This is a genomic window from Actinosynnema sp. NPDC020468, from assembly GCF_040642015.1.
Lineage (GTDB): Bacteria > Actinomycetota > Actinomycetes > Mycobacteriales > Pseudonocardiaceae > Actinosynnema.
Map to the genome: position 1 here is coordinate 1 of NZ_JBFAEO010000014.1, position 14,115 is coordinate 14,115.

At 74.1% G+C, this 14,115-nt stretch carries 10 protein-coding genes; 6 read left to right on the top strand and 4 right to left on the bottom strand.

What is annotated here, in order from left to right; genetic code table 11:
• Positions 1–171: 171 nt before the first annotated feature.
• Together AB0G50_RS12605 and AB0G50_RS12610 are read right to left on the bottom strand one after the other, a co-directional pair.
• Positions 172–456: an Lrp/AsnC ligand binding domain-containing protein gene (locus AB0G50_RS12605; protein WP_360106173.1), complete on the bottom strand. Its 285-nt coding sequence runs from the start codon at positions 454–456 to the stop codon at positions 172–174.
• A gap of 32 nt (positions 457–488) precedes the next feature.
• Complete coding sequence (locus AB0G50_RS12610; protein WP_360106176.1) at positions 489–2,192, bottom strand: DEDD exonuclease domain-containing protein; 1,704 nt, start codon at positions 2,190–2,192, stop codon at positions 489–491.
• Between the two features lie 145 nt (positions 2,193–2,337).
• On the opposite strand from AB0G50_RS12610, the gene AB0G50_RS12615 reads away from it, so the two are divergent.
• The 4 genes from AB0G50_RS12615 to AB0G50_RS12630 all read left to right on the top strand — a co-directional run bounded on the left by AB0G50_RS12615 (position 2,338) and on the right by AB0G50_RS12630 (position 7,373).
• A complete protein-coding gene (locus AB0G50_RS12615; RefSeq protein WP_360106571.1) occupies positions 2,338–3,657 on the top strand; it encodes an NYN domain-containing protein in 1,320 nt (439 codons plus the stop codon).
• Between the two features lie 362 nt (positions 3,658–4,019).
• Positions 4,020–4,973, top strand: coding sequence for an NlpC/P60 family protein (locus AB0G50_RS12620; protein WP_360106179.1), 954 nt, complete (start codon positions 4,020–4,022; stop codon positions 4,971–4,973).
• A 47-nt stretch (positions 4,974–5,020) separates the two neighbouring features.
• Positions 5,021–6,253: a hypothetical protein gene (locus tag AB0G50_RS12625; protein ID WP_360106182.1), complete on the top strand. Its 1,233-nt coding sequence runs from the start codon at positions 5,021–5,023 to the stop codon at positions 6,251–6,253.
• Positions 6,254–6,263: 10 nt separating this feature from the next.
• On the top strand, positions 6,264–7,373 hold the full coding sequence (locus AB0G50_RS12630; protein ID WP_360106184.1) for a glycosyltransferase family 4 protein: 1,110 nt from the start codon (positions 6,264–6,266) through the stop codon (positions 7,371–7,373).
• A gap of 520 nt (positions 7,374–7,893) precedes the next feature.
• Here AB0G50_RS12630 and AB0G50_RS12635 read toward each other — a convergent pair.
• Positions 7,894–10,758: a BTAD domain-containing putative transcriptional regulator gene (locus AB0G50_RS12635; protein ID WP_360106187.1), complete on the bottom strand. Its 2,865-nt coding sequence runs from the start codon at positions 10,756–10,758 to the stop codon at positions 7,894–7,896.
• A gap of 250 nt (positions 10,759–11,008) precedes the next feature.
• Positions 11,009–12,817 (bottom strand): long-chain fatty acid--CoA ligase, encoded by a 1,809-nt coding sequence (locus tag AB0G50_RS12640; RefSeq protein ID WP_360106190.1) that lies wholly within the window; start codon positions 12,815–12,817, stop codon positions 11,009–11,011.
• Positions 12,818–12,930: 113 nt separating this feature from the next.
• Here AB0G50_RS12640 and AB0G50_RS12645 point away from each other — a divergent pair, with 113 nt between their 5' ends.
• Positions 12,931–13,311, top strand: coding sequence for a polyketide cyclase / dehydrase and lipid transport (locus tag AB0G50_RS12645; RefSeq protein ID WP_360106193.1), 381 nt, complete (start codon positions 12,931–12,933; stop codon positions 13,309–13,311).
• A gap of 11 nt (positions 13,312–13,322) precedes the next feature.
• Complete coding sequence (locus tag AB0G50_RS12650) at positions 13,323–14,111, top strand: metallophosphoesterase (RefSeq protein ID WP_360106195.1); 789 nt, start codon at positions 13,323–13,325, stop codon at positions 14,109–14,111.
• Positions 14,112–14,115 lie beyond the last annotated feature (4 nt).

The window sequence follows — 14,115 nt, forward strand, 5'->3', positions numbered from 1 at the left end:
CGCATGTGGTTGCCTCAGGCAGGCCATACGGGGAGAACACGACGCCCTTCACCCCCGGAGGCGCTGCCCGTCCGGCGAGGACGCTTTTACGCCCTAAACGCAGGCCAACACCCCACCAGACACACCCCAAACGCAAGCCACGCCCACAGCACCCCAACCACGGGCCAAAGATCAAACAGCATCCAACCCGATGGAGAACGCAGCCTCGGAGTCGTGCTTGGAGTAGGACCGGAACGAGATGTGGGTGTCCGTGTTCAACACCCCGGGAACCTTGCTGATGTGCCCGGGCACCAGGTCGGCCAGATCCTCGTGCCGGGCGACCTTCACCAAAGCGATGAGGTCCACGTCCCCCGCACAGGAGTAAACCTCCGTGACGCCTTCGATGTCGGCGATCGCCTGCGCCGCGTCCGGAATGCTCTCGGCGGCGGCCTGGATCAACACGATCGCGGTGATCACAGCGTCCTCCTCAACGTAGGAATGCCCAGATCCTAGTGAACCGCCACCCGGAACTGGTCGCGACCGGCCTCGGCCCGCTCCACCCACCCGCGCCAGGCACCTGCACCCCCGGCCGGCGACACCCAGGGCTCCGAGCAGTACACCAACCGCGACCCGGGTCGATCGATCCAGCGCAGGATCACCGCGACCTCCTCGGCCGGTGCCCCGCGCAACGGCCCGGCCCCGGGAATGACCACCGACGCCGAAGCGACCAACGCGTCCACCACCGGCATCGGCCGAACCCCGCGCCCGGCCACCCCGGCCGAAGCCAACCGCCCGTACCGCACCACGACGAACTCCCACCCCCCGCTCCCGTCCGGCCGGGCCACCACGACCTCGGCCAGGGAAGCCAACGAGGCCAACCGCTGCCCGCGGTCCAACGCCCGCACCACCCCCACCACCCGATCCCGCCGCACCGCGGCCTCCTCGAACCGCTGCTCACCGGCGAGCCCCTCCACCGCTTCGACCACGGCCCCCAGCGCCCGAGACGACCCCCCGCTCACCAACGCCCGCACCGCCTCCACCCCGGGCGCGTACTCCGCAACGGACTGCAACCCCGCGCACGGCGCCTTGCACCGCCCCATCTCGTACAACGCGCACGGCGCCCCCGACCCGCCGCGCGCCGGGATCCGCATCGAGCAGGCCCGCAACGGCACGGCCTCCAACACCCCCTCCACCGCCGCCTCGGCCGCCCGTCGGGACCGGAACGGCCCCCACGCCCCGTCCCGGGGCACCCGGACCACCGACAACCGCGGGAACGCCTCGTCGGTCAGCGCGACCCACCACGCCCCGTCCGCGTTCTTGGACCGCCGGTTGTACGCGGGCTTGTGCGCCGTCAACAGCCGCAACTCGCGCACCGACGCCTCCAGCGCGTGCGCGCACACCACGTGGTCCACCCGCACCGCCAGCGCGACCATCTCGCGCAACCGCCGCCGCCCCTCCGAGGCGGTGAAGTACTGCCGGACCCGCCTGCGGAGGTCCGAAGCCGTCCCGACGTACAGCACCTCCTCCGAGGGGCCGCGGAACAGGTACACCCCCGGCGCCGAGGGCAGGTCGGCCGCCAGCGTCCGCTTCCGCCGCTGCTCGGGCGTCACCTCGGGCAGGTAGGCGAGCAACTCCTCCAGCGAGTGCACGCCGAGGTTCCCGACCCGCTCCAGCAGGTGGTGCAGCACCTCGACGGTCGCCTGGGCGTCGTGCAGCGCCCGGTGGTCCGGCACGACCGACACCCGGAACAGCGCGGCCAGCGCGGCGAGCCGGCACGAGGGCGCCTCGTCCCGGGTCAGGACCCGGCGCGCCAACTTGACCGTGCAGACCACGGTCGGCTTCGGCCACCGGTACCCGTGCCGCTCGCACGCCGCTTTGAGGAACCCCACGTCGAAGCCGGAGTTGTGCGCCACCAGCACCGCGCCGGCGGCGAACTCGAGGAACGCGGGCAGCACGGTCCGCAGCGTCGGCGCGCCGGTGACCATGAGCTGGGTGATCCCGGTCAGCGCGACGATCTGCGGCGGGATGCCCCGCTCGGGGTCGACCAGCGTGCCGAACTCGCCGACCACCCGACCGCCGCGGACCTTCACCGCGCCGATCTCGGTGATCGCGTCCTGGTCCGCCGATCCGCCGGTGGTCTCCAGGTCGAATACGACGAACGTCGTCTCCCGCAACGGGGTCCCGAGCTCGTCGAACGACAGTTGAGTGGTCATCGGGCCGGAAGGCTAGCGGCGACCACCGACAAAGAGTCGGTCACGAGCCGCGCGACCTCGTGTCACCGGATCGGTGTCTGCTCCGGCCTGGCCGTAGCCTGTACGGGTGCAGGACCCGATCACGCCGGCGGACGAGGCCGACGACCTGCCGGCCGAGGAGCCGGAGCAGGCCGTCGAGTCCACTGTGGACTGGGGTGGGCTGCCCGAGCCGCTGCGGGTCCGGCTCGCGGAGCTGAGCGCGGACGCGCTGGGCGAGCTGGCGAAGGTCGACGTGCCGCAGTCGCTGCGCGCCGTCGCCCGGTTCGCGCCGACCAAGCGGGCCAGGCTGGGCGCGCCGGCGCTGATCGGCGCGCTGCGGTCCTCGTCCAACTTCCGCACGGCCGTCGTGGAGTGGCTGCGCAAGAACCGCCCGGCGGCGCTGGAGACCACCGCGCCGGACCCGGTCGCGGCGGGCGCGGCGGCGGTGTTGCAGGGTGAGGAGGTCGCGGCGCACTTCGTGGAGCTCGTGACCCGGCGCGGCGCGGACGCGGCGCTGCGGACCGAGCGGGACGGCGCCGTGGCGCGGGCCGAGCGGCTCGACGCCGAGCTGGAGCGGTTGCGCGCGGAGCGGGCGGAGGCGGGCGGCGCGGCGGACAAGATCCGCGAGGTGGCCGAGGTCGAGCTGGAACGGCTGCGCAAGCGCCTGCGCGAGCAGGGCGTGCGGCTGCGCGAGGCCAAGGACCGGGCCGAGGCGGCGGCGGTCGAGGTGGGCCGGGTGCGCGCGCAGGCCGACGCCGAGTTGCGCCGGCTGACCGCCGAGCGGGACCGCGAGCGGGAGCGCGCGGAGAACGAGCGGGCCAAGGCGCAGCGGGCCGAGGCGGACGCCGAGGTGGCCCGCCAGTCGGCCAAGGAGGCCCGCCAGGCCGACGAGGTGCGGCTGGCACTGCTGGTGGACACGTTGGACGGCGCGGTGAACGGCCTGCGGCGTGAACTGGCGCTCGGCGGAGCGGGTCCGCGACCGGCCGACCTGGTGCGCGGCGCGAGCGCGGCACAGGGCGCCGTGGGCCGCGTGGAGGACCCCGCGGCACTGGACAGGCTGCTCGCCCTCCCGGCCGTTCACCTGATCGTGGACGGTTACAACGTCACCAAGACGGGTTACCCCGAGCTGTCCCTTTCGGATCAACGCGATCGATTGGTGCACCAGCTCGCGGTGCTGGCCGCGCGGACCGGCGCCGAGGTGACGCTGGTGTTCGACGGCGCCGGCGTGGTGGCCGTGCCGACGTCCGCGCCGCGCGGGGTGCGCGTGTTGTTCAGCGATCCCGGAGTGCTGGCAGACGACGTGATCCGGGCGCTGGTGACGGCCGAGCCCGAGGGCCGGCCGGTGGTCGTGGTGACCTCGGACCGTGCCGTCGCGGACTCGGTGCGTCGCCGCGGCGCGCACCCGGTGCCCTCCGCGGTGCTGCTGGCGCGGCTTGGCCGGGTGTGACCCGCGTCCTGTTTTTCACACCCCGATCGGGTGTCGCCGCTGGACCGTTCGGGGATCGTGATGTATCTGAAGCCTTTTCACGGTCAGGCCGGTGGACGCCGGCGCTCACTTTTCGTAACCTGGCCGAGATCCTGTGGGGTTGGCCGTCCACCCTGGGCGGCGACACGGGTTCACCGCCGCGCTCGGCCTGTCGGGGAGTCGACGCGCACCACCGCACGCGAGTCCGCCTTGAAGTGGGGGACGGCCGTGCCGGCAGGCGGTCCACATGTGAGGAGAGACGCGCGAACGTGGCGTCGCAACGACTCAGGCTCGGTGTGCGCGGTGCGATCGCGGCCACGGCGGTGGCCGCCGCAGCGGTAGGCGTGGTTCCGCTCCCCGCCTCGGCCCAGCCGACCACCGAATCGGATGCGCTCAAGAAGTACAACGAGCTCAACGAGGAAGCGGGCAAGCTCAACGAGGAACTGCTCCGCGCCCAGGAGCAGCAGGACAAGAACCAGCAGGAGCTGGACAAGGCCAACACCGACCTCGCGCAGGCCCAGCAGGCGGCCGACGTGGCGAAGGCCGACGTCGAGACCTTCCGCGGCCAGGTCGACAAGCTCACCGAGGCGTCGTTCGAGGGCGCCCGGTTCAACCAGCTCTCCGCACTGCTGGTCAGCGACTCGCAGCAGGACTTCCTCAACCGGATGTCCGCGCTCGGCATCCTCGCCGCCGACAACACCGAGGCGCTGGGCAAGCTGTCCGGCGCGGTGGACGCGGCCGAGGACGCCAAGAACAAGGCGGCCGACGCGCAGAAGCGCGCCCAGAAGGCCTCCGACGACGCGGTGAAGATCACCGAGGACGTCAAGAAGCGCAAGGGCGACCTGGACAACCAGATCAGCGAGGTCAAGACCGCGCTGAACAAGCTCAGCACGACCGACAAGGCCGTGCTGAAGGACCCGGGCAACACCGCGTCGGTGCCGGTGCCCGGTGGCGCGGCCGGCATCGCGCTCCAGTTCGCGCTGGACCAGCGCGGCGACATGTACGCGTGGGGCGGCAACGGTCCGGACACCTGGGACTGCTCCGGCCTGACCTCGAAGGCGTACGCGGCGGCGGGCATCAGCATCCCCCGCACGAGCCAGGGCCAGGCGGGCGTCGGCGTGTCGGTGCCCCGCTCCCAGATCGCCGCGGGCGACCTGGTCATCTACAACGGTGGCACGCACGTCGCGATCGCCGTGGACGGCTCGACGATCGTGCACGCGGCCACCGACGGTGTGCCGGTGAAGATCGCGGCCCTGGACGCACCGGGCTCGATCGACACGATCCGGCGCGTGGGCTGACGGGAACGACCGTGGCACAGGGCCGTCCTCCGGTGGGGGGCGGCCCTGTGCGCGTCGTGCTGGGCCTCGTCGTCGTCCTGCTGGTCCTGCTCGGCTTCCTGGCCGTGCTCCCGCCGTCCGGCGCGGTGCTCGAACCCGCCCGGATCGGCGCGGTGAAGGCGCTGCTCGACCGGCGCGCGCACGCCGTGGAAACCCGCGACGAGCAGGCGTTCCTGGCCGACCTCGACCCGTCGGCGTCGGCGGACTTCCGGACGCGGCAGAAGCAGCTGTTCGACAACCTCGCGGACGTGCCGGTCGGCGACTGGGCGTACCGGGTGGCCGGCGCGACCCCGTTGGACGGCGTGCGGCTGCCGGCCGCGGACGAGGCGTTCGCGCCCGGCGTGCGGCTCGCGTACCGGTTGCGCGGGGTGGACGCCGAACCGGCGGTCCGGGACCTGGCGTACCTGTTCACCCGGCGCGGCGACCGGTGGTACCTCAACTCCGACACCGCGCTCGAGCCCGTCGGCAGGAAGACCTGGCGCGGCCCGTGGGACTTCGGGCCGTGCGTCGTGCGGTCCGGCGCGGGTGGCTTCGTGATCGCGCACCCCGGCGGCGAGGCGTTCGCGGCGAAGGTGCTGGGCGAGGTGGACGACGCGGTCGCGGCGGTGACCGCGGTGTGGGGCGAGGACTGGTCGCGCCAGGTGGCCGTGGTGGTGCCGGGCGGCGCGGAGGAGATGCGGTCGCTCGTCGGGCCCGGGTTCGCCGACGGGTCGATCGCGGGCGTCGCGGTGGCCGACCGGGTCGACCCGACCACGCACGTCGCGCTCGGCCAGCGGGTGGTGCTGAACCCGGACACCGCCTCCGCGCTGCCGCCGTTGCCGCTGCGGGTGTTGCTGCGGCACGAGATCACCCACGTCGCGGCGCGCGGGCGGACCGCCGACGGCGCGCCGATGTGGCTCCTGGAGGGTTTCGCGGACTACGTGGGCTACCGGGGGAGCGAGGTGTCGCCGAGGTCGGCCGCGCCCGCGCTGGCGGCGGTGCTGCGCTCGGGCGTGCCCGCGGACCTCCCGGCGGACGCGGACTTCCGCGGCGCGTCGATGGAACTGGCCTACCAGGAGGCGTGGACGTTCAACGAGTACCTCGTCTCGGTGGTCGGCGAACCCGGGCTGGTGGCGCTGTACCGGCGGATCGCGGCGGCCGGGAGGTCGGACGTCGACGCGCTGCTGTGGGAGACCACCGGCCGGGACCGGGCGTCGCTGGTGCGCGGCTGGCAGGACTTCCTCCGGGAGCGGTTCACGTAACGTGGTGCCGGTGCGTCGGACCCTCCTGGTGACCAATGACTTCCCGCCCCGGCCCGGTGGCATCCAGTCCTACCTGCACGCGCTGGCGCTGCGGCTGCCGTCGCTCGCGGTGTACGCGCCGTCGTGGCCCGGCGCGGCGGAATTCGACGCGGCGCAACCGTTTCCGGTGGTGCGGCACCCCGGGACGCTGATGCTGCCGACACCGGACGTGCTGCGGCGGGCGCGCGAGGTCGCGCGGGCGGAGGACTGCTCCGCGGTGTGGTTCGGCGCGGCCGCGCCGCTGGCGCTGATGGCACCGCGACTGGACGTCGAGCGGGTCGTGGCGTCGACGCACGGGCACGAGGTCGGCTGGTCGATGGTGCCGGGAGCCCGACAGGCGTTGCGCCGCATCGGTTCCACTGTGGACGTCGTGACCTTCGTGAGCCGCTACACCAGGTCCCGCTTCGCCGCCGCCTTCGGCGCCCGCGCGGCCCTGGAGCACCTGCCGTCCGGTGTGGACACGGCGGTGTTCGCCCCCGACCCGGCGGCCCGCGCGGAGGTGCGCGCCCGGTACGGCCTCGGGTCGCGCCCGGTGGTGGTGTGCGTGTCCCGACTGGTGTCGCGCAAGGGGCAGGACGTGCTGGTGCGGGCGCTGCCGTCGATCCGGCGGCGGGTGCCGGACGCGGCGCTGCTGGTCGTGGGCGGCGGGCCGTACCGGTCGACGGTGGAGCGGCTGGCGCGCGAGCACGGGGTGGCGGACGACGTGGTGCTGACCGGGTCCGTGCCGTGGGAGGAGCTGCCGGCGCACTACAACGCGGGCGACGTCTTCGCGATGCCGTGCCGCACCCGAGGCCGCGGCCTGGACGTGGAGGGCCTGGGCATCGTCTACCTGGAGGCCTCGGCCACCGGTCTGCCGGTGGTGGCGGGCCGATCGGGCGGCGCGCCGGAGACGGTCCGCGACGGCGTGACGGGCACCGTGGTCGACGGCCGCGCGGTCGAGTCGGTCGCGGAGGCGGTCGCCGACCTCCTCGCCGACCCCCGTCGCGCGGCCCGCCTCGGCGAAGCCGGCCGCGAGTGGGTGTCCCGGGAGTGGCGCTGGGACGCACTGGCCTCCCGCCTGGCGGGCCTGATCGACGGCTGAGTGCCGCGTGGCGCCCAGGGGCGAGCGGCTGCCCCCGCCGCCGGGGATCGCCGACCGGCGGGCGCGGGACGAGGCGGTGCGTTGCCGCCCCGGGGTGCGGGCACAACCTGCGAGGCCAGGGTGGGTGCGCGGGGTCGGCGGCGTGCGGCCGGAGCCGGCGATTCCCGGACGCCGGGTGCCCGGGTGGCCGACTCGAGGGTACCGACGCGGGCCGCTCGCGGGCCGTCGGCGGGCACGGCACTCGGCGGGGACGTGCGCGATGTCGGGTCGAACCGCGCGCGGGTCCGGCGCTCGGACAACGGCTTTGCTCGTGCCCGAATCGCGCGGACCGGTGCTCGGACCGGCCGCCCTGCTCGTGCTCGGACCGGCCGCCCTGCGGGCCGGATCGCGGAACCGGCGGCAGCGTCGGCACCGCACGCCCGGCCGCGCCGAGCACGCCGGACTCCGCCGGTCGCGCGGCATTGTCGGTGGCGGGGAATTGTCGGTGGTGCGTGGGACGATCGTGACCGGGGCCGGAGGCCTACAGGTGGCGGGGCAGGCCGAGGGTGTCCGCGAGCGTCGTCGCCTCGGTGGCCAGGGTGGTGGCCTCGCCCGGGTTGCCGGTCGCGCGGCGCACTTCGGCCAGACCGGCCAGGGCCTTGGCCTCCGCGGCGCGGTAGGAGATCCGTCGGGCCTTGGTCAGCGCCTGCTGGTACTGCGCGTCGGCCTTGGCGTGTGCGGTCAGGGCGTGGTTCGCGGCCGCCATCACGATCAGGACGTCGGTGGTGACGCGCTGGTCGGCGTCCTCCCGGAGTTCGGCCAGGGCCCGGGTGGCGAGGTCCAGCGCGGCGAGCGGGTCGCCCAGGTCCAGGCGCACCCGGGCGGTGGTCTCCAGGACCTTGGCGGTGGCTTCCGGGAAGCCCTCGGCGCGGCTGCGGCGCAGGGTTTCGGCCAGGTGGTCCAGGACGTGGTCACCGGACAGGTGGCGGGCCAGTGCCAGCAGGGTGCGCGGGGTGACGGCGCCGCCGCGCGGGTCGTGGCCGACGCTCGTCGTCACGGCCTCGGAGAGCAGTTCCACCGCCTCGGGCAGGGCACCGGTCTCCAGGGCCAGCGCGCCCAGCGCGGTCAGCACCGGCACGTCGCCCAGCCGGGGCGCGCCCGCCTCCCGGCGCAACGCCAGGCACGCCTCCAGCTCGTCCCGCGCCGCGCCCGGCTCGCCCGACTCCAGCAGCACGGCGCCCAGGTGCCCGCGCACGTCCGCCTCCGCCACCGCGTCGCCCGCACCCCGGTGCAGCTCCACGGCCGCCCTGTAGTGCGCCACCGACGCGCGGTGGTCGCCCAACCGCCAGTGCAATGCCCCCAGGCTGTGCCGCATCGCCGCCTCGCCCTCGAGGTCCTGCTGCTCGTGCGCCGCGTCCAGGCCGTACCGGGCGGCCGACCGCCACTCGACCACGTGCTTGCCGATCCACAGGTACCCGCGCAGCCCGTCCACCAGCCGCCACGCCACGTCCGCCGGCCCCCGCTCGGCCGCCGACCGCACCGCCGCCACCAGGTTCGTCCGCTCCGCGTCCAACCACGCCCGCGCCTCGGCCCGGGTCTGCACCCGCGGCAACCGCACCCCGTCCGCCGGCGGCCGGGTCGAGTCCGGGTGCAGCAGGGCGCCGCACCGCTCGACCGCCGCCACGTAGAAGTCGAGCAACCGGGTCCGCGCGGGCCCGGGGTCGACCACCACCGACGCCGCCAGCCGGGCCACCTCGTCGTGGAACCGGTACCGGCCGCCGCCGGGCACCACCAGCCGGGCCGCGACCAGCGCGTCGAGCAGCAGCCCGGCCTCGACCACCGCCAGGTCGCCCGTGTTCGCCGCCGCCTCGACCGTGAAGTCCACCCCCGGCACCACGCTGAGCAGCCCGAACAACCGGCGGGCCGGCGGCGGCAGCACGGCGTGCGCGAACGCCAGGACCGGCGTGTCGCCCAGCCGTTCGAGGAACCGCTCGACCGATCCGTCACCCAGCGCCGCCGCCGCCACGCCCAGCACCAGCGGCAGTCCGCCGCACCGCCGGGCCAGCTCGCGCGCCGCCTCGCCGGTGCGACCCAGCAGGGCGCACGACTCGTCGGGCGACAGCACGCCCAGCGCGACCCGCCGCGCGCCGTCGACCGCGATCAGCCCGCGCAGGTCGTCCCGGCTCGTCACCAGCACCGGGCACCCGGCGACACCGGGCAGCAGCGGCCGCACCTGGTCCGGCGCGGCGACGTCGTCGAGCACCAGCAGCATCCGCCGGCCCGCGAGCAGCGACCGGAACAGCGAGCTCTGCTCGTCCACGTCCTCCGGCACCTGCTCCGGCGGCACGCCCAGCGCGCGCAGGAACCCGGTCAGCACCGCCACCACCGGCGTCGGCCCGGACGAGCACCCGCGCAGGTCCGCGTACAGCTGCCCGTCGGGGAACCGGTCCCGCAGCCGGTGCGCCACCCGGACCGCCAGCGCCGTCTTGCCCACGCCCGAGGGTCCGGTCAGCGCCACGATCGGCACCGCCGTGCGCGGTCCGTCCGGCGCGACCAGCGCGACGATCCGCTCCGCCTCGGCCTCCCGCCCGACGAACGCCGGCACGTCGGCGGGCAACTGCCGCGGCACGTCCGGCGCGTCCCGGCCGGGCGCGGCCAACCCCGGGTCGCCCGCGAGGATCCGCTGGTGCAGCAGCCGCAACTCCGGGCCGGGTTCGATGCCCAGCTGCTCGGCGAGCACCCGGTCCACCCGGCGGAACGCCTCCAGCGCCTCGGCCTGCCTGCTGCACCGGTAGAGCGCGAGCATCAGCTGCGCCCAGAACCGCTCGCGCAGCGGGTGGTCCGCGGTCAGCCCGCGCAGCACCGGCACCAGCCGGTCGTGGTTGCCCAGCGCCAACTCGACGTCCGTGCGCTCCTCGTGCACCAGCATCAGCCGCTCGGTCAGCCGCGGCACCTCCTCCTCGCGCAACGCGTCCGACGGCACGTCCGCGAGCGCCGGCCCGCGCCACAACCCGACCGCCTCCGCGTACAGGTCGGCGGCTTCGGCGAGGTTGCCCTCGCGGGCCGCGCGGGAGGCGGTGCGGGCCACCGCGGTGAACCGGTGCGCGTCCACCCGCTCGCGCGGCACGACCATCCGGTAGCCGTCGGAGGTGGTGCGGATCAACGAGGGGTCGCCCAGGAGCTGCCGCAGCCGCATCACGTAGGTCTGGAGGGTGCCCCTGGTCCGGGCCGGCGGCGCGCCGCCCCACAGGAACGACACCAGCTCGCCGATCGGCACGACGCGGCCCGCGCGCAACAGCAACGCCGCGAGCAGCGCGCGGTGCTTGCCCGCCCGAACGGGCACCGGACGGCCGTCCAACCGCACGTCCAGCGGCCCGAGCAGACCGAACCACGGTCCCGCCGCCACTGCCGACCCCCTCGTCCACCCCGCGCTGACGGCGCGAGTCATCACCGCGTCAGCGATACGACAGCGCACTCCGGCACTCTTTGTGAAGTCCCGGTCGGGGGCCGGGACGACAAAGACACATCGGGTCCGCTTCCGGGCGGATGCGCGATCACTGGGGGTCGAGTGGCCCGCACCTCACCAGGTGCGGGCCACTCGTCTGTGCCCGTTCGCCGCCCGGTTCACACCGGAGTGTGGCGCTGATCACGTCGGGTCACGTGTAGATCGCGTCGATGTCCGACTTGTAGGTGCTCGCGACGACCGACCGGCGCAGCTTCAGGCTCGGCGTCATCTCGCCGCCCGCCTCGGTGAAGTCCACCGGCAGGATGCGGAACTTCCGGATCGCCTCGGCCTTGGACACCGCCTTGTTCGCCTCGTCCACCGCGGCCTGGATCTCGGCGCGCAGCGTCTCGTCGTCCACCAGGTCGGCGATCGTCGTGGAGGCGGGCTTGCCGTGCTGGTCGCGCCACGCCGGGAAGAACTCCGGGTCGATGGTGACCAGCGCGCCGATGAACGGCTGCGCGTCGCCCACGACCATGCACTGGCTGATCAGCGGGTGCGACCGCAGGCGGTCCTCCAGCACGGCGGGGGAGACGTTCTTGCCACCGGCCGTGACGATGATCTCCTTCTTCCGGCCGGTGATCCGCAGGAAGCCGTCCGGGTCCAGCTCGCCGATGTCGCCGGTGTGGAACCAGCCGTCCTCGAGCGACTCGCGGGTCGCGTCCGCGTTGTTCCAGTAGCTCTGGAACACCACGTCGCCCTTGATCAGGATCTCGCCGTCCTCGGCGATCCGGATCGAGGTGCCCGACACCGGGCGGCCGACCGTGCCGACCCGGAACGCGGACTCGGTGTTCACGCACGCCGCCGCGCTGGTCTCGGTCAGCCCGTAGCCCTCCAGCACCGGCACGCCCACGCCGCGGAAGAAGTGCGCCAGCCGCTCGCCCAGCGGCGCGCCGCCGGACACCGCCGCGATGCACCGACCGCCGAGCGCGGCCTGGAGCTTCGAGTACACGAGCTTGCCGAACAGCGCGTGCTTGACCTTGAGCCCGATGCCCGCGCCGCCGGTGTCCAGCGCCCGGCTGTACTCGACGGCGACCGCCTCGGCCGCGTCGAAGATCTTGCCCTTGCCGCCCGCGTGCGCCTTCTGCTTGGCGCCGTTGTAGACCTTCTCGAACACCCGGGGCACCGCGACCACGAACGTGGGCCGGAACGAGCCGAGGTCCTCGACCAGGTTCTTCACGTCCGGGCTGTGGCCCAGCGTGACCCGGGCGTAGAAGCCGCACAGCGCGATCGCGCGGGCCAGGATGTGCGCCAGCGGCAGGAACACCAGCAGCGAGTTGCCCGCCTGCATGAGCTGCGGGAACGCGGTGATGTCCGCCCGGATCTCGGCCAGCAGGTTGCGGTGGGTGAGCTCGCAGCCCTTGGGTCGCCCGGTCGTGCCGGAGGTGTACACGATCGTGGCGGTGTCGTCCGCCCCGACCTCCTTGCGGCGCGCCCGCGCGTCGTCGTCGGTCACCGTCGCGCCCAGCGCGGTCAACTCGTCGATCGCGCCCGCCGCGTCCGCGCCGGACGGGCCGTCCACCTGCCACACGCTGCGCACCTCGGGCAGGCCCGCGACGACCGAGTCCACCGTGGCCCGGTGCGCGTCGGTCTCCACGAACACCGCCTTGGCGCCCGAGTCGCCCAGGATCCACTCGACCTGCTCGGCCGAGGACGTCTCGTAGATCGGCACCACGACACCGCCCGCGTGCCAGATCGCGAAGTCCAGCAGGGTCCACTCGTAGCGGGTCTTGGACATCAGACCCACCCGGTCGCCGTGTCGCAGGCCGGACGCGACGAGGCCCTTGGCCACCGCGAGCACCTGGGCGGCGAAGTCGCGGGCGGTGACGTCCACCCAGGTCCCGTCCACCCGGCGGCGGAAGCTCACGGCGTTGCCGAAGCGCTCCGCGTTCGCCCACACCATGTCGGTGAGGTTCTCCTCGGCAGCCACAGTGGCGGTGGCGGGGACGCTGAACTCGCGCACGTCGACCTCCGGACGAGTTGTTTGTTACCGGTGGGGAAACTTAGCCTGTGATTCCGGCGATACACCAGGCCGGGGCCTTCTTCCGTAATCGTGTCGTGGCACTCTTCCCCGTCATGCCCAGTGTGGACGTCGTGGACGAGACCTTCATCGCGGTGCCGCCCGCCGTGGTCGCGGCCGCGTTCGCCGACCCCGCCTCGTGGTCGCGGCACTGGCCGGACCTGGTGCTCGACGTCTACGCCGACCGGGGGCTCCAGGGGTTGCGCTGGACGGTGGGCGGCGCGCTGGTCGGAACGATGGAGGTGTGGCTCGAACCCGTCCTCGACGGGACGCTGCTGCACTACTTCCTGCGCGCGGAGCTCGGCGGCGACCCGAAGCCGAAGCTCGTCCGCCGCGAGGTCCGCACCAGGCAGCTCGCCGCGAAGGCCGTCTCGCTCGGTCTCAAGATCGCACTGGAAGCCGGTCGACCACCCGGGGTGGCGCCCGCGCTGCCGTAGATTCGGCGACTGTGCGGGTACACGTCGTCTCCGATGTCCACGGCAACGCCGAGGCCCTGGCCAGGGCGGGCGAGGGCGCGGACGCGCTGGTCGTGCTCGGCGACCTGGTCGACTTCGTCGACTACTACGACCACGGCAAGGGCATCCTCGGGCGGATCTTCGGCGCGGAGAAGGTCGCGGTGTTCGCCCGGCTGCGCCGGGAGCGGCTCGGCGCGGAGACCGTCCGCTACATGCGGTCGCTGTGGGAGGGCCTGGACGACGCGGCGGCCGTGGTGCGCGAGGCGATCTTCGAGCAGTACACCGAGCTGTTCGCGGCCATGACCGCGCCGACCTACGCGACACCGGGCAACGTGGACAGCCCCGAGCTGTGGCCGCGCTTCGCCCGCGACGGCGTGCGCGTGCTGGACGGCGAGACCGCCGAGATCGGCGGGCTGCGGTTCGGGTTCGCGGGCGGCGCGCTGCTCTACCCCGGCTTCGTGCCGGGCAACCGCGGGCCGTGGCGGCCCTACCTGCGCACCGAGGACGAGTTCGGCGCGGGGCTGGCGGGTCTGGGCGAGGTGGACGTGCTGTGCACCCACGTGCCGCCGGCCGTCGCGGAGCTGACCTACGACGTGGTGGCGCAGCGACCGGAGCTGGGCTCGACGTCGTTGCTCAAGACCATCGAGCGCGACCGGCCGCGGTGGTCGGTGTTCGGGCACGTGCACCAGCCGCTGGCCCGGCGGGTGCGGGTCGGCTGGACCGAGTGCGTGAACGTCGGCCACTTCCAGCGCAGTGGCACGCCGTACGTGTTGCGCTGGTGAGACG

Bases quoted from the DNA above. Each gene is read 5' to 3' on its own strand.
- AB0G50_RS12610 (WP_360106176.1), bottom strand. From the start codon at position 2,192: ATGACCACTCAACTGTCGTTCGACGAGCTCGGGACCCCGTTGCGGGAG.
- AB0G50_RS12645 (WP_360106193.1), top strand. From the start codon at position 12,931: ATGCCCAGTGTGGACGTCGTGGACGAGACCTTCATCGCGGTGCCGCCC.